Raw genomic sequence first — 21,993 nt, 5'->3', positions numbered from 1 at the left:
CTCCGCCAAGCGACAGTACTATTGTAGTATTTCGTCAAATCTGGACGATCTGGCAGAGGGCGTGGCGTGGCAGCCGGCCGGCGTTCACGCGTCGGATGGGCTCAGTTCACGCGAGGCGAACGCAGGGACGTTCGGCTATGCTGGAGACGTGCAGCGTGTCGTCGACCTCCCTGATCGGGGCAGACTGATCGTCGCCACCGATTTACAGGGCAATGTCGCGGATTTCGAGCGAGTTGCCGAGATCTTCGAGCAGGCGGCGACCGGCCGTGACGGCGCGGTCCTCGTGATCACGGGCGACCTGGTCCACGGGCCCGAGCTCGACGAAGGTGAATGGCCCGACTACCTGGGCTCGTTCTACCGGGGCGATTCCGTGACCTTGTTGAAAAAGGCGAGGAGTCTCGCGGAACGCCACCCCGGCAGGGTTCACTACCTGCTCGGAAACCACGAGCACGCGCACGTGGGAGGTCCGGTGGTGGCGAAATTCTTCCCGGACGAGGCGCTGCGGCTCGAAGATCTCCTCGGCCCGGAGGACACGCTGACGATGCGAAGCTGGTTCCGCGGGTGGCCGTTCGTCGCGGCCGCGCGCTCGGCCCGGCTCGTCATGCTCCACGCGGCGCCGCACGCCCGCATTCAGAGCCGGCAAGATCTCGATCGGCTCCCGCTCGACGGGTTCCTCGACGTGCCGCTCTCGGAGATGAGCCTGCACGGGACGCTCGGCGCGCTGCTCTGGGCGCGGAGCACATCGAGCGACCGCGCCTATGCCTTCCTCCGCGCGATCGACCCGGACGCTCGCGTGGCGATCTACGGGCACGACGTCGCGCGCGAGGGGTATGCCACCGAGCGCGAGCCGCTGCTCTGCCTGTCGACGAGCTTCGGTTGCTACGACGGCGACAAGCTCTACCTGGAGTGGGATCTCGCCGAGCCCGCGGAGAGCGCCGCCGACGTCGCCTGGCGCGGGCTCCGGTCGCTGTACCCCGACGCGCCGCGCGTCCACAGCGAACCCTGATCGTCCCGACGAGAACGTCGCCAGGGCGCTAGCGACCGAGCTCCTCGACGAGGACCGCAACGCCCTGGTCGATCTCGGCGTCGGTGAGGTAAGGCGCGGGGCCGATGCGGAGCACGTCGCGCCGAGCGTCGACGAGCACGCGCCGGGCGCGGAGGCGCTCCACGACGTCGCCCGCTCGCGCCGAGCGCACGCCGACGAAGCCGCCCCGGCGCTCGGGCTCGCGGGGCGAGACGATGTCGCCCCCGTGGCCCGCGGCGTCGAGGAGGTCGAGGATGCGCCCGGTCTGGCGGAGCGATATCGCGCGCAGCCGCGGGACTGTGAGGCCGAAGCGATCCCAGTGCTCGATCACCGCGGCGGCGCGGTAGAGCGCGGAGGGGTCGAACGTGGAGCCCGCGAATCGCGCGCCCCCGGGCGCGTACGCGACGCCGCCGCTGCTGCCCGCGAGCGAGCCGAAGTCGGCGAACCAGCCGGTGAAGACCGGGCGCAGCCCGCAGCCGTGCGGGACGCGCATCCAGCAGATCCCCTCGCCCATCGCCGCGTACTTGTAGCCCCCCGCGACCGCGAAGACGTGAGGCGCCGCGCTGCCCCACGCGAGCGGGACGACGTTGAACGCGTGGTAGGCGTCCACGAGCGGGACGGCGCCGATCTCGGCCGCGCGCGCGACGATCTCGTCGAGCCGCGGCACCACCGTCGCGCTCTCGAAGAGCACGGCCGAGATCGCGAGCATCGAGGTGCCCGGCCGGAGCGCCGCGAGCAGCCGGTCGGCGAGCGCGTTGCGCGGCTCGACGCTCACCCAGTCGATCTCGACGCCCTCCTCGGCGAGGCGGGCGAGCTGGCGCCTGAGCGAGTGGAACTCGCCCTGCGTGGTGACGATCCGGAGCCGCTCGCGCCGAGGGAGCGACGTGATCAGCCGGTAGACGAGCTCGTGGGTGTTCTGGCCGAAGGCGATGGCATCGCCGCGCTCGAAGCCCATCCGCTCCAGGATCGCCGCGCCGACGGCCGAGAGCCTCGGCAACACCGCGGCGTCCCACTTGCCGTCGACGAGCCGCGCAGCGTCGTCGAAGCATGCGGCGAGCGCGTCGCGCGCCACATCAGGCCAGGCCTGGTGGGAGTGCCCCGTGAGCAGGATGCGCGGCGCCGCGTCCCCCGCCGGCGCGAGGAAGCGCGAGTACGCCGCGCGAAACGCGTCGAGGTCGAGAGAGAAGCCCTGTTCCACGTCTCCTTGCATTCCAGCTCTTCGGTCGCGGTATCGCGCGGCGAACACGCAGGGCGACGAGGCCCCGTACGCGCTGCCGCTTAACCCACTTCGATGCCCACTTCCACCCAGTCGGTCCGTGGGGTGCGGTGCGTTGCGCAGGATGCGTGGATTGCGTCCTCGACGCGCGTGGATCGACCTGGAGCGCTCTGCCATCTGCCCCACGCGCGCGCCGACAGCCCAGGCGACCGGACGCGAGAGGGCCCGCTTCTGCACGAAATCGAGCATCAACGGGGCTGGCCCCTCGCCCCGCCATGTCGTGCTCGCCGAGGCGAGGCAGCGGAGCGCGCGGCGGGGGCGCGCCTCCGGCCGGTCCGATCATCGTAGGGGGAGGTAGCTCTCTCGGAGCCATGTGGAGCGGCATGCGCTCCGGATCGAGGTGGGAGGTTCCATGACGGGCGAGGATTGCAGCGGCGTGGGAGGGGGGCCGGCGCGTCGTCGCGCTAGACTGCGCAACCTGCCGATGCGACCGCGCGCGGAATACCTCGAAGGGCTCGTCGACCTCACGTCCCACGACGACCCGAACGTCCGGCGCGCGCTGTTCCGGCAGACGATCGCCTCGCTGGCGCTGGTCGATGCGCTCGATGGATCGACCCCGCTCGACTCCCTCAGCCCGGATGGCCTGCTCCGGAGCGTCCAGACCGCCATGGCCGACGGGCTTCTCGACGATCTGAGCTGGCTCGCGCCGGCCGCGGCGAGCGTGGCGCTCTACGAGATCGCCGGGGCGCTCCCGCTCGGGCCGGAGCGGCGCGAGCTGGGCAGGCGCGTCCTGGGACAGCTCTATGCCGGCAACGCAGCGACGTTCGTCGCCCTCGCGACGCGCATGGCGGCCGGCTCGGCCCGCGGCCTGTCCGGGGCAGGGATCCGCGCCCGCGTGATGCTCTCGCTCTGGCTCCCCGCCGGCACCGACATCCCGGTCGAACCGCTCGCGCTCCTGCTCGCCTCGCGGCGCGAGCTGTCGCGCGACTGGATCGCCGCGCCGTCGACCGGCTCGCTCCCGGAGCGACGGCTCGCCGCGCGCCTGATCGAGCGCGCCGCCCGCGAGGCGACCCGCCGGGCCATGCAGGGCGACGACCTCCCGCTCCGGCTGTTCCGCAACGTCGGCGACGGACGGCGGCGCGACCTCGACCGCAGCGCCGACGGGATCGCGCTCGCCTGGCAGACGCTCCTCGCCGATCGCGAGCCGCTCGTGTGGCGCCACGTCGCCGCGGCGCGAGGGCTGCTCGCCGGGGTGCTGCCCGACTTCGCCGAGGAGGTCCGCGCGCTGCTCGCCCAGGATCTCTCGCCCACCGAGTGGCGGCGCGGCGCGGCGTCGCTGGCCGCGAGCATCGCCGTGGATCCGGACGGCGCGCTCGGACGCGCGATCGAGCTCCTCCGGAGCCCGCTGCTCGCCGCGGACCCGGGCATTGCCACGGCGATGGCCTGGGGGCTCCCCGTCGCGGCCGACGCGGAGCCCGAGGCCGCCGACGCGCTGCTCGACGAGATCGCGCGCGCGTCCCCGATGGCGACCGCCGAGGCGATCGTCGAGCTCCGGCGCGAGCTGCGCGGCGTGATGAGCCGCGGCGAGCCGTTCGGCACCCGCGCCGCGGCGCGCTGCGCCCGCGCGCTCGAGGACGCGCTCGAGGCCCCGCCCAGCGCGCACGTCCGCGACGACGGGCTCGCGGCGCTGGCGCGCGTCATCCACCGCGACCTCTCGATGGACAGCGCCGGGGTGGCGCTGCTGCGCGGCGCGCTCGACAGCGCCGTCGCGGCGTTCGTCGAGACCGGCCCGCGCGACGCGCACGGCCGCGCGCTCGAGGCCTACGCCCTCGCGACCGAGGTGGTGGGCGCGCTCGAGGAGATCGAGCTCTGCGAGCACGACGACGCGCAGAGCACCGCGGCGCGCAGGGCCGCGGTGGGGCTCGTGCGCGAGCTGGACGCCGAGCTGCTCGGCTCCGGCCTGCTGAAGAGCCTCCTGCTCCTGAACCGGCGGCCGAGCGAGGACGCGACCGGGGTCGCGTCCCTGGACGATCTCGACGAGCGGCTCGCCCGCTGGCTGCTCCGCGCCGAGGGGCCCGCCGCGCGGGCGAGCGCCTCGCCGCCCCTGCACGTCACCGTGCACCAGCGCAACCTGCGCGCGCTCATCCACCTGATCGACGGCGAGAGCACCGACTTCGGCGGCGAGCCAGAGCTCAAGGCGCGGGTGCTCGCCCGCTGGACGGGCGCCATCGGCGTGCTGCTCGACCGGCTGCGCGCCGAACGCGGCTCGTCGCTCCGCCGCGCCATCGCCGCCTCGGTCGCCCGCGGCCTCGACGCGCTCGTGCGCGAAGGCGCCGCCGACGCGGCCGACATCTTCTTGCACGCGGCGATGCGCGGCGGCGACCCAGACGACCTCGACGTGCTCGGTCAGGCGAGCATGCACCCGGACGTCACCCAGCTGCTGCGCGCCTACGCGCGGTTCGCGCGCGGCGGGCGCGAGGGCGGCGCGCGCGCGCGCGCGCCGGAGAGCGACGCCGCGCCGTCGCGCCGGTCGACCCGGCAGGGCGGCCTCGACGCGGAGCTCGCCGAGGCCGAGCGCGCGCGCGTGGCGCTCGAGCGCATCGCCGCCATCGAGGCGCTCGTCACGGCGCTCCCTGCGGGTGCGTCGCAGCGCACGGAGATCGTGCGGGGCGCGCTCGCCCGCCTCGCGCGCGCGCTCGGAGCCATGAACGCGGCCCGCGCGCTCAGCGCGCTGACCGGCGCGGGTGACGGCGACGCGGACGCCTCGCCGCTCGCCGCCCTGGAAGAGGCCCTGACGCGCCTCGCGCAGCTGACCGCGGGCGCGCGCCGGCGCTGCGGGGAGCACCCGGCCTCCGCGCCCTCCCGCGCGACCGAGCCGCTGCGCCTCGCCATCGAGGTCGCGCTGCAGGAGGAAGGCGACGCGGAGCCGAGCGTCGCCGCGCCGATCGAGGCGCTCGTCTCGGCCGCGCGCGCGAGCATCCCGAGCGCGCTCGCCGACGTGGTCGCCCTCGTCGTGCCGCGCGTCCTGCTGCTCCCGGTCCGGCGGCAGAGCGCCCCGAGCGGGGTCGCCCTGCCCGAGCAGCCGCTGCCCGCGTGGCTGCCGAGCCGGCGCACGCTCGGCGGCTTCTACGTGCACCGCCAGCTCGGCGGCGGCTCGCTGGGGACGGTGTTCGTCGTCACCCGCACCGAGGAACGACACGATCCGTCGGCGGAGCGCTTCGCCCTCAAGGTGCCGGAGTACGATCACACGGCGGCCAGGAGCGTCTCGGAAGCCGACTTCCTCCGCCTGTTCCGGGAGGAGGCGGGCGCGCTGCTCTCGCTGCCCGATCACCCGAACCTCGCCGGCTTCGTCACGTTCGACGCGGGCGCCCGCCCCAAGCCGATCCTCGTGATGGAGCTCATCGAGGGCATCCGCTGCGACAAGCTGCTCGACGCTCGAGGCCTCACCTCGCGGAGCGCCGTGGCGCTGCTCGACGGCATCCTCGCCGGGCTGGAAGCCATGCATGCCGTCGGCGTCGGACACCTCGACATCAAGCCGACGAACGTGATCCTGCGCGGGGGACGCGAGCCCGTGCTCGTCGATTTCGGCCTCGCCGGCCGCCACATCCGCCCCGGCTGCGCCACCGGCTGCTACGGCGCCCCGGAGATCTGGGGCGTCGTCCCCACCGGGGTCACGCCGACCCCGCTCACGGCCGACGTCTACAGCTTCGGCTGCCTCGCCTACGAGATCCTCACCGGCAAGACGCTGTTCGACGCGCCCACCGAGGTCGCGCTCATCACGGCGCACGTCACGCACGACGGGCTCCCTGCGCCGATCAAGCGGATCGCCGACGATCCGAGGACCGCAGACATCGCGGCGTTCATGTATGCCTGTTTACGACACAACCCGAACGATCGCGCGAATGCCTCCTCCCTGAGGGAAATGCTGCTGCGGATCACCGGCCAGCTCGCTGACCTGAGATGGCCGCTCGACGACGAGCGCGCTGCCAGGCCCGGCACCGGTGGACCTCGGAAAGTCCATACAGGAAATTCCTGATGCGTTTTTCCTCTGAATCCTGTCGGCTCAAAGAAGGATTTAAGCAGTAGGTTGTTTCTCGGCGGCGCGTTCGGGGGGGCCGCGTATCAGGCCGCCATGGCCCCCGGGTCAGCGCTGCTCGATCCCCATCGACGTCCCGGCGCATCCCGGCGGCCAACCTTTCTCGATCGCGGCTGAGCGCTGGAGTCGCGCCCCGCGATGCTCTAAGGGCGGCGTCGTTGATCTCTGCGCTGAAACCGCCTCGCGACGAAGCCGAGCTCCGGTGCCGGGCGGCCGCGCTCGCCGGCCTGAAGCTCGCCGATCTCGCACGCGCGCTCGGTTGCGCCGTGCCCCGAGGCGGCGTGCGCACGAAGGGCGCCGCCGGCGTGCTCGTCGAGCGCGCGCTCGGCGCGACGGCCGGCTCGACGTCGAGGCCCGATTTTCCCCACCTCGGGATCGAGCTCAAGACGATCCCCGTCGAGGTCACCGGGGCGCCGCAGGAGTCGACGTTCGTCTGCTCGATCTCGCTGTCGGACGCCGATCGTGCGGAGTGGGAGACGTCGCGCGCTCGCGCGAAGCTCGCCTGCGTGCTCTGGGTCCCGATCATCGCAGCTCCGGGCCGGCCGAGCGAGGAGCGACGGCTGGGCGCCCCGCGGCTCTGGCGGCCGACGGACGCGCAGGAGCGCGTGCTGCGCGCCGATTTCGAGGACCTGATGGGGCTCATTGGCATCGGCGCGGTCGAGGCGCTCACCGCGCACGCGGGGCGCTGGCTCCAGGTGCGGCCGAAGGCGGCGAGCGGGCGCTCGCGGACGCTCGCGTTCGGCCGCGACGGGGAGATGATTGCCGCGCTGCCGCGCGGCTTCTACCTGCGCCCCAGCTTCACCGGCGCGATCCTCAGCGATCCAGCCGCGATCCCGGCGTGACCGGAGAGCCCCCGCCGCGAACGGGCGGCCCGGCGCGCGTCACTTGCAGGGGACGACCTTCTTGGAGCCGTCCGGCATCGTGGCGGTGCATGTCTCCAGCGAGAGATCGTCGTTCACGGTCGGCGTGACGGTGCGCGGCGCCGGCGCATCCACGGCAGCCCCTCCAGCTTCCGTCGGGCGCGCGCGCCCTCGCCCGCCCGCGCCGGCGCGCGGCGGCTTGCCAGCGCTGGCGCTCGGCGCTGTCGAGCTCGCTGCGGACGGCCCGCTCCCCGCATCCGCCGCCGTCTCGGTCGAGCTCGCGCCCGCATCCGATGGGCCAGCGTCCACCGCGCTCGCGCTCGCCGCGCTCTCGCCCGCGTCAGCGGTCGCTGCGGTGGCCGCAGGGACAGCGACCGTCGGGATCGCGGCGGCCGTGTCTGGCGCCTGAGGCGCCGTCGCCGTCGGCGCGCCGGGAGTCGCGGTGTCGCCTGACGAAGGCGCGTCCGCCGGAGCGGTCGCCTCGCTCCCTCCCACCGCGAAGCGGCTTCGCTGGAACTGGAGCGCGCCCCACGCGCCCACGAGGACAGCGACGGCCCCGACCCCCACGTAGAGCAGCGTGCGCCCGCGGCGCGGGGCCTCTTCCTCGACCGGAGGCGTGGAGCTGCCCGTGCGCGCGCCCCTGTCGCTCACCGACGGCCCGCCGCTGCTCGTGCGCGAGGCGCGCGACGTCCGCGTCATGGCCGCCCGCGATGCCGGCGGAGGCAGGTCGAGCTCCACGGCGTGCTGGCGAAGGATCGCGCCGATGGTCGTGCGCGTGCCCGGAGCGGCGTACGGCGCGAGCGCCTGAACGAACTCCGCGATCGACTGGAAGCGATCCTCCGGCTCGCGCGCGATCGACTTCTCGATCACCTCGACGAGGCCCTCCGGCACCTCGGGGCGGAGGTCCTGGAGCGCCTCGGGCGGCGACGTGTAGATCTTCGCGCACAGCTCGGGGAAGCTATCGGCGACGTACGGCGGCCTGCCGCCGATGATCTCGAAGAGGCACACGCCGAGCGCGTAGATGTCGGTGCGAGGATCGACGCTCTTCGAGGAGCGCATCTGCTCGGGGGACATGTAGAGCGCGGACCCGAGGATCGTGGTCGTCTGCGTGAGCGAGACGTTGCCCGTGTCGCCGGTGAGGATCTTCGAGACGCCGAAGTCGAGCACCTTGATGTGCGGCGCGCCGTCCGGGCGCTTCGTCAGGAACAGGTTCGCCGGCTTCAGATCGCGGTGGACGATCCCGAGCGCGTGCGCCTCCGCGAGCGCCTCGCACGCCTGGACGATGTGATCGATGCACTCGCCGATCGCGAGCGTGCCCGACTCGGCGGCGTGGCCCGCGAGGTCCACGCCGTCGAGCAGCTCCATCACCATGTACGGCTCGCCGCTCTCGAGTGCGGCCACGTCGAGCACGCGCACGACGTGGTGCGTCTGCAGCTTGGCGACCGTGCGCGCCTCGCGCATGAACCGCTCCGACGCCTCGGTGTACGACATGAACTCCGGGAGCAGGAACTTGATGGCGACACGCGTATCGAGATCGAGGTGCAGCGCCTCGACCACGAGGCCCATGCCTCCACGGCCGATCGTGCGCTCGACGCGGTACTTGCGCGCAATGACGGTGCCAGGCGCAATCGTGTAGACGTTGTCAGCCTTCGGTTCCCCCGGGCCGAGCGGAAACGCAGCCGTCTCCGGGCCGACCGAGACTTCTCCTTCGGTCGAGTCCGGCTCACCAGAGGAGGGCGCCATCGAGCTAAGGTATACACGTCGCGCTTCTCCGAAGCGATTCCCCTCACGCCGCAGGAATGCAAAGAGCTGCGAAAAACCGCCTCCCAGGTGGGACGCGGGCGCGGAACAGGCGGAATCAAGCGCAGTCCAGGGCTAGCCGGCGCGCCTCACGCACCGCCGCACCACGGACGAAGCGCCCCCGCGGTCCGATTGTGAGCGCCGATGACCGAAAGGCCGTTCCTTCAGGTTCGGCTCAGCGGTCGGCCCGCGCTCATGGCCTCTCGCCTCTCGATGCCGGTTGACAGCGAGCTCAGCGGGTGCGCGCCGGCGGAGTCCGGGATCGGCGCATGTTCGCCGTCGAGGAGGTCCGGTGCGGTCCCTCGGTGCCGTGCGCCGGGGTTTGCCGCGTCGCCTTGAGGTTGCCGAGATCGGCCTCGATCTCGACGCCGAGCGCGCGGCAGCGACGGATGAGCCGCTCCAGATCGACCCCCGCCTCGATGAGCAAGCCCGAGGGGGGCGACGGATCGACGAACATCTCGGCCGCCGGTCTCCGCGTGCGGAGCAGCTCGCGGATCTCGGGATCCTCGATCCAGAGGAAGCCGGAGGCGCCGACGAAGCTCGCCTTGCCGATGACGACGCTCGCCTGGATGAGCATGCGCGAGATGGTGTCCGGCAGCGGCGCCACCGCCTCGATGCGAGAGCGCAGGGCGTCGCTGTCGAGGCCCACCGACAGCGCGCGCGCGATCGACGGCGGCGTGAGCAGGAGATCGACCTGATCGCCGACGCGGCCGATCTCGGCGAACGACGAGAGCCCGAGCACGGCAGCGACCTTGGCGCTCAGGCCGACGCGCAGCGCGTGCGCCTCGACGAACTTGCTCTTGCTGCTGTCCGAGCTCGGCGCGGAGCCCGCGAGGAGCGCCCGCCCGCGCGGCGTCAGCCGGAGCGCCAGCTCCGCGCTGGCCACGTCCTCGGCCCCGCCGAGATCGATGATCCCGAGCGCTGGCAGCGACTCCAGCGCGATCCGCCGCGTGATGTCGGGGACCTCCGGCGCCTCCACCGAGGCGCGCTCGGCCCAGCGACGGACCAGCCGCTCGACCCCGGCGATGCGCTCGTCCGCCGCCAGGTAGCCCTGAAGCGACTGCCAGGGGACCCAGCGGCCTTCGCCGAGATCGTGCAGCGCGTCGAGCACCATCTCGCGGAGCGCGCCGATGGGGCTCGCGTCGCGGTTGTCCGACGCGACCCGGAGAACCTCCCGCTCGGCGCGCGCTTCATCCCACGCGCCGCCGCGGCGCCACGTCGTGAACAGGAGCGGCGTCAGCTCCTGCACCTGGAGCGAGCCGGGCGGCGTCGCCGGCGACGCGGCGGATGCGTCCCAGAGCCCGACGGCGCGCGACAGCGCTGCGACGAGCGCGACGCCCTCGACGTCCCGCCCGAAGCGCTGCGCGAGCCGGACGAGCAGCGATCGCGGCGTCCCGACGCCGGGGCGCACGTCGCTGCCGGGCTCGCGCACGCAGTACGCGAGCGCCAGCGCGAGCATCCCGGGATCCGAGGCGAAGCGAGCTCGCCGCGGGGCGTGATCCTCCTCCAGGACGAACGACCGGATCTGCTCGCGCCGCTTCTCGCGCATCCTACGGCGATCCGCGCCGACGATGGCGGCCACCTCGGTCGGCACGACGTGCCGGTTCGGATGGATCGGGATCAGGAAGGCGCGGCGCTCGAGCGCGAAGCCCGCGCCGCGGCGGCTCGCCGTCACCCCGCTCGCGCTGCGCAGGCGCATCGGCTCCCGCTCCAGATCGAGAAGCTCCTGCGTGTCCACCTCGCCGCCGACGGCCTCGATGGACTCGAGCAGGCGGCGCTCGACGGGCGCGAGGCGATCGATCTCCTCGCGGAGCCGCTCCGGATCGCTCAGCGTCTCCCACGCGTTCTCGAGGGACAGCGCGATGGGCGGCGTGGCCGGGCGGCCGAGGTAGTGCGTCGCGATCGCGCTCATCGTCTCGAAGGGCGCCTGCGCGAGCAGCGCCCGGATCGCCCGGGGGTCCTCGCTCTCCCAGCTCTTCAGCTGGACGAGGAACGCCGCCGGGAGGACGAGCTCGATGCCCTCGTCGGTCTTGCGCGCGTAGACGACGCCACGGGCGATGAGCGGCTCGAGGCCGGCTGGGAGCGAGGGGACGACGAGCACGCCGCCCGCCTCGGCGATGCGATGGAGCAGCTCGCGGCTGGCGGTCGGGAGCCGCGACGGGTCGCGCACGTCGGGGAGGCCGACCAGCGCCCGCGCCGCCTGAGAAGGCGCGTCGATGCGCTTCGCAGCGTCGATGCGGATCCCCATGCGTGTGATGAGGCCCTTGAGCTCCGACTCTGGGAGGGCGCGGAGGATGGCGTCGAGCCGCCTCGGCGACTCGTCGAGCTCAGCCTCATCACTGCTCGCCATGCCTCCCGATTCGCGTGTCACCCGACCTTGCTCCTCATCTGCAGGATGCTCCCGCCCCGACTGTCGTCCGTTGGTCGTGGTCATGCGCTCGACTTGATCTCCCGGATATCCGATGACCCGCGTTAACCAACGGAATAGTCAGCCTCCTACCGTACACCAGGATGCTCGTCCAGCTTCAAGAAATCGAGCACTTTCATCCTCCGAACACAATTTTCTCCGATCGCAATTTCGCTCGCTGGCATCGCGGCGCCTCCTTTTCGTCTGGTCGCGTCTGGTCGCGTCTGGTCGCGTCTGTTCACCCCGCTGTGGTCCACGTCGTCCTTGCACGTTCCTCGTACGTTCCTCGTACGTTCCTCGTACGTTCCTCGCATGGTCGCGCGCTGTTCGCCCGATTCGCCTCTGGCATCTCAGCCGCGCATCTCGAGCGCTCGTCTCGTGCACCGCGACCGCACGCAATCGCACGCAATCACACGCGCTCGTACGCAATCGCACGCGGCCGCGGGGCAGCGCTCGCGGTGCCGTGGTGCGCCACGCGTGCCTTCGCCTCACGCAACGCTCGACGCAATTTGCCCCTCGCTTGACGTTGGCGACGTCCGCGACGTCGGCCGCACGACGTCCGCCGCGCGACTCCGCCTCGGCGTGGCTGGCCCCGTCGCGTGGATTCCGTCGCACGCCACGCTCATGACGCCCCGACGCCGCGCGCCTGTCGTCCTCGTCAGGCGGAGCCGACCGGTTCGCTGGATCGCTCACGAGGAAGGCTCGGCGACGAGCCGCGCTTGCCTTTCCGCGGGCCCACGTGGGAACGTCGCATACCTCCTTGATTTCCCGCCCCTGTTCGAGGCGCACCATGCTGTGCTCCACACCGCACGCCCGAAGCAATGAGCCCTCCCCCCTGCGCGCACGCCCGCAGATCGACGCCATCAGGCGACTCCTGAGTGACTCGGCGCCGTTTGCGCCCATGGCGTCGAGTGGAGACCCATCTTGATCCTGCGCGACCCAGTCCACGGCTTGATCGAGTTCGAGAGCGGCGAAGCGGCCATCGTTCCGCGCTTGCTCGGCACTCGCGAGGTGCAGCGGCTGCGGCGCATCCGTCAGCTCGGGCTGACGTCGCTCGCCTTCCCAGGCGCCGAGCACACCCGCTTCTCGCACGCGCTCGGGGCCGCCCACGTGATGCGCCTCCTGATCGCGAGGCTCCGTCAAATCGATCGCGACCTTCCGTTCTGGCAGAGAGTGACCAGCGACCGCGCGCGCGACGCGATCGCCGCAGCGTTCCTGCACGATCTCGGCCACGGCCCGCTGTCGCACCTCTTCGAGGAAGCCATGCCGGGGGCGCTCCACCACGAGCGCTGGACCGAGCGCATCCTGCTCGACCCGTCCTCGGACGTGCACCAGGTGCTCGTGCGCCAGGATCCCTATCTCCCGCAGCGGGTCGCCGACCTCATCGGCGGACGGCACGAGCTGCCGTACCTCGCCAAGGCGGTGAGCGGCACCTTTGACGTCGATCGCTGCGACTACCTGCTCCGAGACGCGCACGCGACGGGCGTCAGGTACGGCGAGTACGACCTGCCATGGCTGCTCCGCAGCCTCAGGTTCAGCGACGTCCAGGTGGAGATGCCCGGCGGCGGCGCCGCGTCTGCCCCGCCAGCGCCCGCGCTCGCCATCGACGGTACGAAGGGGATGAGCGCGATAGAGTCGTTCCTGCTCGCTCGCTTCTTCATGTTTCAGCAGGTCTATTTCCACAAGACGACGCGCAGCGCGGAGTGGATGATCGGCGCCATCCTGCGGCGCGTCGTCACCCGCCTCACCGCCGGGGACCGGATCCCCGAGGTCCCCACGGCTGTCGCGGCGATGGCCGTCGGCGAGATGCCCACCCTGGAGCAGTACCTCGAGCTCGACGATCAGGTCCTGCTCGGGTCCATCCATGCCTGGGAAGCGGCGCCCGATCCCGTGCTGTCCGATCTCGCCCGCCGCCTGCGCGTGCGCTCGCTCTTCAAGTCGGTCGAGCTGTTCCCGGAGCCCGGCGAGTCGCCGGCCGAGCGCGACGCCCGGCGGGCGGCGGCGCTCGAGACCGTGCGCGAGATCGCGCAGAGCGCCGGGCTCGACCCGGAGGTGTACGTCGGCGTCGACGTCGCCGAGGACACGCCCTACGCCGAGGACGCGTCGCTCATGGTCGTCTACTCCAGAGGGCGCCCGCGGCGCCCCGCCGAGGTGTCCTTCTTGCTGGATCGGCTGCGCAACGAGACGATGACTCGCACCCGGATCCTCTTCGCGCCCGAGCTGCGGGATACGGTGCGGGAGGCGCTGATACGCTGATGACCACCAGGAACAAGGCAGCCCGCGGATCGTCCGAGCCCACGCGCCGCACCATCACCAGAGCGCTCGCCGGCGTCGCAGCGCTCGCGGCGCTCGCGGGGGCGTCCACGGCGTATGCGGAAGGCGACGGCGCGTACGGCCGGCTGGACGGAGACCTCGATCTGCGCGCGGGCGCAGGCGCCTCGTTCGCAGATGGGGGTCCGGCGCTCTGCGCGCGCGGCGCCGCGGTGTACCTCTCGACCGCCGGCCTGTACGCGCACTACACGGACGCGCTCGGCGCAGAGGGAGCGCCCGTCGCGCGCTCGATCGCGAGCGGCGTCTTCATCCAGCCGCTCTTCCTCGCCCGCTATGCGAGCAATCTCGAGCGCAGCGCGCCCTGGCTCGACCTCTTCATCGATTCCGTGGCGCTCGGCGTGGGCTCGTTCTGGGAAGCGCCGCCCGGAGCCGCGCTCGCCGCGGAGCCCGGGCTGGAGCTCTCGATGTCGCTCGACGTGCCGCTCCTGGGAGACGCCACGGGCCCGTTCCTCGGCCTGCGGGGTGCGCTCCGCCTTCGCGGGCCGGAGCTCTCGGGCAACGATGGCCCGCGCGACACGCAGCGGGCGCTCCTCTCGGTCACGCTCGGCTGGCATCACTTCCTCCGCGCGCACCTCGTCGACGCAGGCGACCGCGCCCCCGCCCAGGGGGCGGCGCAGCGCGGCGTGGTTGGCGCGAGGACCCGTTGAGCGCCGCGCTCGACGAGCTCCGCGCGACGCTGGTGGCCGCGTTCCGCGCCGGGCTCTCAGAGCTCGAGCCAGCTGGGCTCGTCGAGCGCGCGCTCGACGCCGAAGCCGGAGCGCACCGCGGCCGCGTGTTCGTGATCGCGGCGGGGAAGGCGGCGCCCGGGATGGCCCAGGGGGCGCTCCGCCGCTGGGGTGACAGGATCGCCGGAGGGCTCGTCATCACCGTCGCGGCCCCGGCGCTCGCCGCGCGCGATGAGACGACATCGATGGCCGACCCCGAGGAGGCCGCGCTGCGCCCGCTGCGCGTGATGCGCGCGGCGCACCCCATCCCCGACGCGCGCAGCGTGGACGCGGCCGAAGCGGCCCTCGCCATCGCGGCCGCGCTCGGGCCCGAGGATCTGTTGATCGCCCTCCTCTCCGGCGGCGCCTCGGCGCTGCTCGCCGCGCCGCCTCCGGGCGTGTCCCTCGCGGACAAGCAGGCCATCGTCGCAGAGCTGCTGGAAGCAGGCGCGCCGATCCAGGACGTCAACCTCGTTCGCCGCCACCTGTCGCGGATCAAGGGCGGGCGGCTCGCGGCGGCGGCGGCCCCGGCGCGCGTGCTGACGCTGCTCATGAGCGACGTCGTGGGTGGACTCCCGCACGACGTCGGCTCGGGCCCCACCGTCCCGGACCCGACGCGCGTGGAGGAGGCGCTCGCCGCGCTCGATCGCTGGGCCCCTCGGTTCGCGCGGCTCACGCCCGCGTTCAGCGAATCGCTGAAGCCAGCGGACGCGAGGCGCCTGGAAGCGCGCGTGCTCGCCGATCCGGACAAGCTCGCGGATCGCGTGGCGGCGGCCCTCGCCGACAGGGCAGGGCTCCGCGCCACCGCCGCCCGCGCCGAGGACGGCGACGCGCGCGCGATCGTCGAGCGTCGCCTCGCGCTCGCGCGCACCCTCGCTCCCGGCGAAGCGGCCGTGATCCCGTGCGAACCGACGCTGGCGCTGTCGGCCCACCGCGGGGCCGGCGGCCGCGCAGGATGGATCGCGCTCGCTGCCCTGCGCGGCTTGCCACCGGACGTCGCGCTCCTCTGCGCGGCCTCCGACGGCGTCGACGGCAGCTCCGGCGCCGCGGGAGCGGCCGTTGCCCGCGCGGCAGCCGCCGCGACGGACGACCGCACGATCGACTCCGCGCTCGCGCGCTTCGACGACGCCGTCGTTCACCGCGCGCTCGGCACGCGTGTCGAGACGGGCCCCACAGGTCACAACCTCACGGACCTGCACATCGTCGCGCGAGACTTCCCAGGAGGCGCGCGTGCGCGCTGACGCGGCAGCGCGCGCTGCGGCGAAGCAGCGCGCGTGAGCTCACGCGGCGGCGCGCGCTACGAGGCGAGCTCACGCGCGCAGGCGCGATGAGCGGCACGCACGCCGCGGAAGCGGCGCGCCCTCACTGCGGCTCGGTGACCGCGGCCGTGGTGTCGCCCATCGCCTCGCGCACCGCGAGCGCGAGCGCGCAGCTGTTCGCCTGCCGCTGCCGGGCATCGAGCACGCTCCCCTCGATCGAGGGCGTCCCACCGATGAGGTTGCCGCTCGCCTCGCGGCGCACCCGCAGGATGGGCTTGCCGTCCGACAGCCGCCACACCCCGACCCGCGCCATGTGCGACACCCCGAGCAACGCTTCGGTGCTCGTCGCTCCCTCGGCCGGCTCGTCGAGGACGAGGAGGTAATACTGCGCCCGCGTGAGGAGCTCCGCCGCGAGCGGAACATCGTCGCGCATCGTGTCCTCGAAGCTGGACTCCAGCAGCCGCAAGCGGAGCTCGCTCGAGGCATCCTGTGCGTCACGCACCCACTCGTCCGAGAGGACGTGCATCGTACGGTAGGCGACGCGCAGGTTGAATGGCTGCGCGGGCCTGGAGCAGCGCTCGGCCTCGTTGCAGTACTCGCCCGCGGGGCAGTCCCGCGTGCGCTTGCACTCCGCGCCGGCCAGCGGGTTCGGGTTCGGTACACGCAAGAGACACGCAGTGAACGCGTCGCGGAGCGACTGCTGCGCGTTCTTCCGGACGGCGTCGACGCCCGTGGCCTCGTCTACCCGGAGGCGCAGGTAAATACCCGCAATCTCACGAAAATTCCACGTCTTGAGCGCCTCCCGATCCACGAGATCGGCGCCGGCGCTCCGCGCCAGATCGAGGGTCCAGCCCTCCACGCGCTCGCGCATGGGGAACCAGCGCGGGCCGAGCTCGACGGCGACGGCGCGCTGGCGCGCCATCAGCTTCTGGCGCGCGCTCTCCATCTGCCCCTGCGACCACTTCCAGTGGAGGATCGCCGAGACCGCCAGGACGAGGGCCGTGTAACCCCAGAACTTCGCCGGGGGCCAGCGCATCTTGGAGCGCGCCTCGCGCGCCTTGTAGACCGACGGCAGGCCGCGCTCGCGGGGCGGCTGTTCAGAGGACATAGCAGAGGCTCCACGCAGGAGGCCCCAGCCCGCTCACCCGAGCAAGGCAGCCTCCTCCACGCGAGCCGCGTAGAGGCGAAGGCCGCGCCGAGCGCGCCGCTGGAGCCACCACCGTTCCATGGTGACCGAGGCCGCCGGGAGTCGCCCGGCGTGCCCCATCCTTCTGTGCTCGATAGGTCAAGAAGCGGGGATCACTGCGACTTCGGGAGCTTGCTGACCATGAAGCTGACGTTCGGGTAACCGGCGAACGCCGCGGTCTGGAACACGCTCTTCACGACCAGCGCGGGCACGTTCTGATCGACCTGGAGGATGCACACGCCGGGGAACGGCTTGTTCGGCTGCACCTGCTTCCACAGCTCGCGCTTGTTCTTGAGCAGGTTGAAGAGCTCGTCGATCTTCTGAAGGCGCCCGAGCTCCTCGATCGCGCGGGTCGACCCGGCCAGGGCGCCGTCGACGAGGATCTGGTTGCCGTTCACGGCGACCATCGGCGCGTCGATGACGTCCTCGACGTTCTCCGCCTTCGGGAGCTTGACGTTCTTGTCGACAGCGATCTCGCCTGACGCCGAGAAGGACATCAGGAGGAAGATCACGGTCACGACGAGGAAGTCGATGAAGCTCACGAGGTTGAGCCCCGCGTTCGGGCTGCGAGCGCCGTGTCCGGACACCTTGTTCCACACGAACCGGAGCGGCACGCCCTTCATCAGCCGGCGGCCCGGCTGGTGGATCACGTGGGCGTGGGGGTTCTTGTGGTGCTTCGGATTGAACCTATCCATGTGCGCGCTCCTGCCTCAGCGGACCGAGAACGTCATGTTGAACACGGGGACCTGCTTGTTCCCATCGGGCAGCCGCATCTCGCGCTTGGGCGCGTAGAGCGCGTCGAGCACCGCGACGATCTCCTTGAAGGGCGTCCGGTTGTCGGTGTGGAGGATGGCCTGATCGAGCTTCTTGTCGCTCGGATCCCGGTGGCCGCCGTGGGTCTTCCACTCCTCCTCGATCCGCTTCGCCAGCTCGGGGTAGCGGACGATCTTCGAGCTCGCGTCGCCGATCTCGACGGGCGACTTGTTCACCTTGACCTCGTTGACCACCGTCGCGCCCTGCTTCCACACGAGCCCGAACTCGCTCTCGCCGATGTGCAGGTTCAGCACCTTCTCCGGCGTCTGCGGGGTGAGCTCCTTGTTCGGGTCCGGAGGGCCAGGGACCTGGGCGTCCGCGTTCATGCGCGAGTTGGTGACCCAGACCGCCGTGATCAACAGGAATGCAATCGTGACCATCAGCAGGTCGATGAACGGGATCATGTTGATATCGCTGTTCGTCGACCGCTTCTTGCCGCCACCGTCGCCGACGTCTACGCCGCCCATATTGCCTTCCCAACGTGAGCCTGAGCCCACCTATCCAAGTTGTTCCGGGGAACGCCCTGCCCGCAGCTCGCGGTGGGCCACCATGCTGGGTCTGACTTCGTCGCTCTTCCGAAGTTCCCGGGACCCCGGCGGCGGAACCCGCCGTCCGGGGCTTCGAGGCGCGAGAGCGGGCCCAGGCGACATCGCGCGCGGAGGGCGCTCGACGACCTGGACCCGCCGAGGACCATCAGGCAGCCGCCTGACCTACTGCTGCGACATTCACCTTCTGACGGTTCGCGACGACGAGGTTGAGGATCTGCACCGACGCCTCGTTGATGTCGTCCTCGATGTGCTGCGTCTTGCCGTTCAGCACGGCGAAGCCGATGAGGCCGATGATGGCCACGCCGAGGCCGAAGGCGGTGCAGTTCATGGCCTCGGAGATCCCGAGCGCGAGCACGCGGGCCTTCTGGCTGGGGTCGACCGACTCGCCGGCGACGGAGCCGAACGACTTGATGAGGCCCGTCACGGTCCCGAGGAGGCCGGAGAGCATCGCGAGGTTCGCGAGCAGCGCGAGGTACGAGGTGCGCGCCGAGATCTTCGGCAGCTCGCGGAGAGCCGCCTCGTCCATCGCCGCCTGGACCTCCTCGTCGGGACGGTTCACCTTGACAAGGCCGGCCTGGACGATGCGGGCGAGCGGGGCGTTCGCCGCCGAACACATCTTCACGGCCTTGGCAACGTCACCCGCCAGGATGCACTTCTGCATGGTGGCGAGAAAGACGTCCTTGTTGATGGACGAGCCGAACAGGTAGAGGGCGCGTTCGACGATGATGCCGATCGTGAGGATCGACCAGAACAGGATGGGCCACATACCCCACCCACCCTCTTTGAAAGCTTCATACGCTCCGTGCATTGCTTCTGTCCTCCAGTTCGCCTCGCGTCCCCGGGATGAGGTTTCGCGCAACTCGATCGGTTCCCTTTGTCAGACTCGTGTTGCCGAGGGGCGGCAGTCTTTCACTCACACGTAAAGACGGATGAGAGGCCTGTTTTGCTTGGCGGCGCTGGCCGTGGACGGCGTGCTGCTGTCGCTCTCTGGCGAGATGCCCACGGGACGCTAGCCGAGCGGCGCTGACCTCTGCAAGAGTCCTGATCGTCTCTTCTGGTGCCGGCGCGCGGCGCCGTCCCAGCTCTCCCACCTGTCGTCCAAGACTGACTTCGCGTCGTCGCGCCAGGGGCCCTTTCATGGCTCTGGGCGCGGCTCCCCGTTCACCGCAGAGCGTGCCGCCTTGTGGCCAAGCTACGCCGACGCGCCCGGGGGACTCGCGCATCTTCGCGATTGAGACCCGGCGCCGTCAAGAGAGATTTGGCCACACGTGAGCGCTCTGATACGGGCAAAACTTTACAACAATCGCGAGGTTATGTCATGATCGGCCGGGAGCGATGCGGGCCGACCAGCGGCAGATGCCGCGAATTTCAGGGGGCGCAGCGCCCGCATGACCACCGCCGGCCGGATCGCGCGCCGCGGCAGTGCGAGCCGCGTCACCCGGAAGCGAGCGCAGCGACTCATCCGCCCGGACGACGCGGCGATGGCAGAGCACGGTGGCCCGCTCAGACGCCGGCAGCCGGAGCGATTCAGGGGTCTCCGGACCTACCTGTCCGGCCCGGGCGCCGTCGGCGCCCGTCCGCGTGGCCGGGGCGAGCTCGCCGTAAGATGCGCTGGTTCTTGCGGGGATTTTCGGCGATCCCGGCCTCGCGGCCCGGGGCGCGGCAGCATCGCCGAGCTTGCACACGGGATCGGGCGGCAGTTATAGTCGCCGCGCCTGGAGATTGTCGGGCTTCTGACGACGCTGAGAAAGGGACTTCGAGGATGCGTCATCTGCTGATGTTGGCGGCCGAGGGTGGTGGCGAAGGTGGGATGTGGGAGGCCATCAAGCACAATCCGACCTTCCTGATCGCGAACCTGGTCGTCTCCGCGGTCGTGGTGACCATCATCATCGAACGAACCGCGTTCCAGCTGGGACGCTACCGCGTGAACTCCAAGGAGTTCTTCGCGCAGGTCAAGAAGCTGGTGGCGGCCGGCAACATCGACCGCGCCATCAAGCTCTGCGACGCGAGCGACTACCCGATCCTGCAGCTCGTCAAGGCCGGCCTGACCCACGCGAACAAGGGGGCCGACGAGATCGACGCCGCCCTCAGCGAGAAGCTGTCCGAGCTCAAGCCGGCCGTGGAGAAGCGCATCGGCGCCCTGTGGTCGCTCGCGAACATCGCGACGCTGATCGGCCTCATCGGGACGGTCTCCGGCCTGATCAACACGTTCGCCTCCATCGCCGCTCAGGGCCTCTCGCAGGCCGACAAGCAGCGGATGCTCTCGAACGGCATCGCGGAGGCCATGTACAACACGGCGTTCGGCCTCGCCATCGCGGTCGTCTGCATGATCGCGCACGTGCTGCTCCACACCCGCTCCAAGAACATCCAGCACGATCTCGAGTCGACGACCGAGCGCGTCTTCAACCTGCTCACGATCAGCAGCAAGCCTGGCTACTAGCCCATGGCGGACCCGCAAGACGTCCCGCTCAGCTCGGCGCAGCGATCGAAGATCCGGCGCCTATCGCACCCCAAGGAGCCCGAAGCCGGGGAGGAGGCCGGCGAGCTCAACGTCGTCCCGTACCTCGACATCATCATGAACATCCTCATCTTCGTGCTCGCCAGCGTGTCGGTGACATTCGTGTCGTCGATCGACACGACCCCGCCATCCATCGGGGGGGGCAAGGTGCGCAGCGAGCTCTCGAGCAAGGCGTTGAACCTCTCCGCGTTCATCACGAGCCAGGGGATCTCGCTGAAGACGTCGAGCGGCAACATCGCGACCGGCTGCCAGGACGTGGGCGGCGGGGTCACGGTGCCGAAGGCGAACGACAGCTATGACTACCTCGCGCTCACGGCGTGCGCGAAGCGCCTCAAGAACGCCCGCCCCGAGTTCAAAGAGGAGACGCAGGTGACGATCACGGCGAACCCGGGCATCGACTACAAGACGATCATCGACGTGATGGATGCGCTGAGGAGCGACGACGGGGAGGTGCTGTTCCCGGAGGTCCACTTCGGGGTGGCCCGATGAGCGTCGAGCAGCGACCTGCCCCGCGGCCGAAGGCGAGCGTCGTCCGCTATAAGGCGGCCCTCCGGAAGGCGATCCGAAGGAACCGGCGGGACCCCGAGATCGACTTCTTGAACATCACGGCGATGCTCGACCTGATGACGATCATCCTCGTCTTCTTGCTGAAGAGCGTGGGATCGTCGGCGGCATCCATCCCGCAGTCGAAGGACCTCACCCTGCCGAAGTCGGTGATGCAGGCCGAGCCCTCCCAGGAGGGCGTGGTCGTCATCGTCTCGAAGTCGCAGATCCTGGTCGGCGAGGATCCGACCCCTATCGTCATGCTGCCCAACCGCGAGCAGCTCGCGCAGTCGGGCGTCGACGCAAAGTACAAGCGAAGCGGCCCGAACGATCTCTACATCGTGCCGCTGGCGAACGCCCTGTCCCACGCGCGCGAGACGGACAAGGCCATTCGCGCAGCGAAAGGGCTCGATCCGTCGTCGTCGGAGGCGATCATCGTCGCCGACGCAACCACGCCGTACCGCCTGCTGATCGAGGTCCTGTTCACCCTGGGGCAGAGCGAGTTCGGCAAGTACCACCTGATGGTCCTGAGCGGCGGCCGCAAGCCGTAGCCCCCTCCCCCGCCCTGCGGTGCCGGAAGGCCCCGTGAGGGCCACTCCGAGCGCCGCCATGGATCCACCCGTGCCTCGATGAGGGCGCGCTCCCCTGCGCGCCCTCATGGATCGGCCGGTGCTCCGCGACTGGCGCG

At 71.3% G+C, this 21,993-nt stretch carries 16 protein-coding genes; 9 read left to right on the top strand and 7 right to left on the bottom strand.

Annotated elements, in window-relative coordinates:
• The first annotated feature begins 148 nt into the window (after positions 1–148).
• Entirely contained in the window at positions 149–1,006 is an 858-nt protein-coding gene (locus WMF45_RS17245) for a metallophosphoesterase (RefSeq protein WP_437717968.1), read from the top strand.
• Positions 1,007–1,034: 28 nt separating this feature from the next.
• Here WMF45_RS17245 and WMF45_RS17240 read toward each other — a convergent pair whose 3' ends face one another.
• The gene (locus tag WMF45_RS17240; RefSeq protein WP_437717967.1) at positions 1,035–2,234 is read right to left on the bottom strand and encodes an aminotransferase class V-fold PLP-dependent enzyme; all 1,200 of its coding nucleotides are present in this window, start codon (positions 2,232–2,234) and stop codon (positions 1,035–1,037) included.
• A 418-nt stretch (positions 2,235–2,652) separates the two neighbouring features.
• Here WMF45_RS17240 and WMF45_RS17235 point away from each other — a divergent pair, with 418 nt between their 5' ends.
• Together WMF45_RS17235 and mutH are read left to right on the top strand one after the other, a co-directional pair.
• Positions 2,653–6,276 (top strand): protein kinase domain-containing protein, encoded by a 3,624-nt coding sequence (locus tag WMF45_RS17235; RefSeq protein WP_437717966.1) that lies wholly within the window; start codon positions 2,653–2,655, stop codon positions 6,274–6,276.
• 218 nt (positions 6,277–6,494) lie between these two features.
• Complete coding sequence (gene mutH / locus WMF45_RS17230; RefSeq protein ID WP_437717965.1) at positions 6,495–7,178, top strand: DNA mismatch repair endonuclease MutH; 684 nt, start codon at positions 6,495–6,497, stop codon at positions 7,176–7,178.
• A gap of 39 nt (positions 7,179–7,217) precedes the next feature.
• On the opposite strand, the gene WMF45_RS17225 is transcribed toward mutH, so the two are convergent.
• Positions 7,218–8,939 carry a serine/threonine protein kinase gene (locus WMF45_RS17225; RefSeq protein ID WP_437717964.1) on the bottom strand — a complete coding sequence of 574 codons (1,722 nt, stop codon included), beginning with the start codon at positions 8,937–8,939 and terminating at the stop codon, positions 7,218–7,220.
• A 289-nt stretch (positions 8,940–9,228) separates the two neighbouring features.
• Positions 9,229–11,346: a hypothetical protein gene (locus WMF45_RS17220; RefSeq protein WP_437717963.1), complete on the bottom strand. Its 2,118-nt coding sequence runs from the start codon at positions 11,344–11,346 to the stop codon at positions 9,229–9,231.
• A 981-nt stretch (positions 11,347–12,327) separates the two neighbouring features.
• On the opposite strand from WMF45_RS17220, the gene WMF45_RS17215 reads away from it, so the two are divergent.
• Genes WMF45_RS17215 through WMF45_RS17205 form a run of 3 tightly spaced genes read left to right on the top strand, consistent with a single transcriptional unit; the run spans position 12,328 to position 15,679 of the window.
• A complete protein-coding gene (locus tag WMF45_RS17215) occupies positions 12,328–13,659 on the top strand; it encodes an HD domain-containing protein (protein ID WP_437717962.1) in 1,332 nt (443 codons plus the stop codon).
• Positions 13,659–14,381 carry a hypothetical protein gene (locus WMF45_RS17210; RefSeq protein ID WP_437717961.1) on the top strand — a complete coding sequence of 241 codons (723 nt, stop codon included), beginning with the start codon at positions 13,659–13,661 and terminating at the stop codon, positions 14,379–14,381. The genes WMF45_RS17215 and WMF45_RS17210 overlap by 1 nt, the downstream gene beginning before the upstream one ends.
• Entirely contained in the window at positions 14,378–15,679 is a 1,302-nt protein-coding gene (locus WMF45_RS17205; RefSeq protein WP_437717960.1) for a DUF4147 domain-containing protein, read from the top strand. The genes WMF45_RS17210 and WMF45_RS17205 overlap by 4 nt, the downstream gene beginning before the upstream one ends.
• A gap of 121 nt (positions 15,680–15,800) precedes the next feature.
• Here WMF45_RS17205 and WMF45_RS17200 read toward each other — a convergent pair whose 3' ends face one another.
• From WMF45_RS17200 to WMF45_RS17185, 4 genes are all read right to left on the bottom strand, one after another.
• A complete protein-coding gene (locus WMF45_RS17200) occupies positions 15,801–16,805 on the bottom strand; it encodes a hypothetical protein (protein WP_437717959.1) in 1,005 nt (334 codons plus the stop codon).
• 191 nt (positions 16,806–16,996) lie between these two features.
• The gene (locus WMF45_RS17195) at positions 16,997–17,578 is read right to left on the bottom strand and encodes an ExbD/TolR family protein (protein WP_020735583.1); all 582 of its coding nucleotides are present in this window, start codon (positions 17,576–17,578) and stop codon (positions 16,997–16,999) included.
• A gap of 15 nt (positions 17,579–17,593) precedes the next feature.
• Entirely contained in the window at positions 17,594–18,163 is a 570-nt protein-coding gene (locus tag WMF45_RS17190) for an ExbD/TolR family protein (protein WP_437300011.1), read from the bottom strand.
• A 226-nt stretch (positions 18,164–18,389) separates the two neighbouring features.
• Positions 18,390–19,010: a MotA/TolQ/ExbB proton channel family protein gene (locus WMF45_RS17185; RefSeq protein WP_231864858.1), complete on the bottom strand. Its 621-nt coding sequence runs from the start codon at positions 19,008–19,010 to the stop codon at positions 18,390–18,392.
• A gap of 996 nt (positions 19,011–20,006) precedes the next feature.
• Here WMF45_RS17185 and WMF45_RS17180 point away from each other — a divergent pair.
• From WMF45_RS17180 to WMF45_RS17170, 3 genes are read left to right on the top strand one after another with little or no spacing between them, the layout of a single operon-like run.
• Entirely contained in the window at positions 20,007–20,684 is a 678-nt protein-coding gene (locus tag WMF45_RS17180; protein WP_012235624.1) for a MotA/TolQ/ExbB proton channel family protein, read from the top strand.
• 3 nt (positions 20,685–20,687) lie between these two features.
• Positions 20,688–21,251: an ExbD/TolR family protein gene (locus WMF45_RS17175; protein ID WP_437717958.1), complete on the top strand. Its 564-nt coding sequence runs from the start codon at positions 20,688–20,690 to the stop codon at positions 21,249–21,251.
• Complete coding sequence (locus tag WMF45_RS17170) at positions 21,248–21,856, top strand: ExbD/TolR family protein (RefSeq protein WP_437717957.1); 609 nt, start codon at positions 21,248–21,250, stop codon at positions 21,854–21,856. The genes WMF45_RS17175 and WMF45_RS17170 overlap by 4 nt, the downstream gene beginning before the upstream one ends.
• The last annotated feature ends 137 nt before the right edge of the window (positions 21,857–21,993 follow it).

The sequence above is a fragment of the Sorangium sp. So ce448 genome (assembly GCF_051520915.1).
Taxonomy (GTDB): Bacteria; Myxococcota_A; Polyangia; order Polyangiales; family Polyangiaceae; genus Sorangium; species Sorangium cellulosum_B.
The sequence above is the reverse complement of the archived record's forward strand: the minus strand, read 5'-3'. Positions and strand labels throughout refer to the sequence as shown.

Excerpts from the sequence above, each read along its gene's own strand:
- WMF45_RS17180 (WP_012235624.1), top strand. The coding sequence starts at position 20,007 with ATGCGTCATCTGCTGATGTTGGCGGCCGAGGGTGGTGGCGAAGGTGGG.
- WMF45_RS17175 (WP_437717958.1), top strand. The coding sequence starts at position 20,688 with ATGGCGGACCCGCAAGACGTCCCGCTCAGCTCGGCGCAGCGATCGAAG.
- WMF45_RS17220 (WP_437717963.1), bottom strand. The coding sequence starts at position 11,346 with ATGGCGAGCAGTGATGAGGCTGAGCTCGACGAGTCGCCGAGGCGGCTC.
- WMF45_RS17235 (WP_437717966.1), top strand. The coding sequence starts at position 2,653 with ATGACGGGCGAGGATTGCAGCGGCGTGGGAGGGGGGCCGGCGCGTCGT.
- WMF45_RS17225 (WP_437717964.1), bottom strand. The coding sequence starts at position 8,939 with ATGGCGCCCTCCTCTGGTGAGCCGGACTCGACCGAAGGAGAAGTCTCG.
- WMF45_RS17195 (WP_020735583.1), bottom strand. The coding sequence starts at position 17,578 with ATGGATAGGTTCAATCCGAAGCACCACAAGAACCCCCACGCCCACGTG.
- WMF45_RS17170 (WP_437717957.1), top strand. The coding sequence starts at position 21,248 with ATGAGCGTCGAGCAGCGACCTGCCCCGCGGCCGAAGGCGAGCGTCGTC.
- WMF45_RS17190 (WP_437300011.1), bottom strand. The coding sequence starts at position 18,163 with ATGGGCGGCGTAGACGTCGGCGACGGTGGCGGCAAGAAGCGGTCGACG.
- WMF45_RS17185 (WP_231864858.1), bottom strand. The coding sequence starts at position 19,010 with ATGTGGCCCATCCTGTTCTGGTCGATCCTCACGATCGGCATCATCGTC.
- WMF45_RS17210 (WP_437717961.1), top strand. The coding sequence starts at position 13,659 with ATGACCACCAGGAACAAGGCAGCCCGCGGATCGTCCGAGCCCACGCGC.
- WMF45_RS17240 (WP_437717967.1), bottom strand. The coding sequence starts at position 2,234 with ATGCAAGGAGACGTGGAACAGGGCTTCTCTCTCGACCTCGACGCGTTT.
- WMF45_RS17200 (WP_437717959.1), bottom strand. The coding sequence starts at position 16,805 with ATGTCCTCTGAACAGCCGCCCCGCGAGCGCGGCCTGCCGTCGGTCTAC.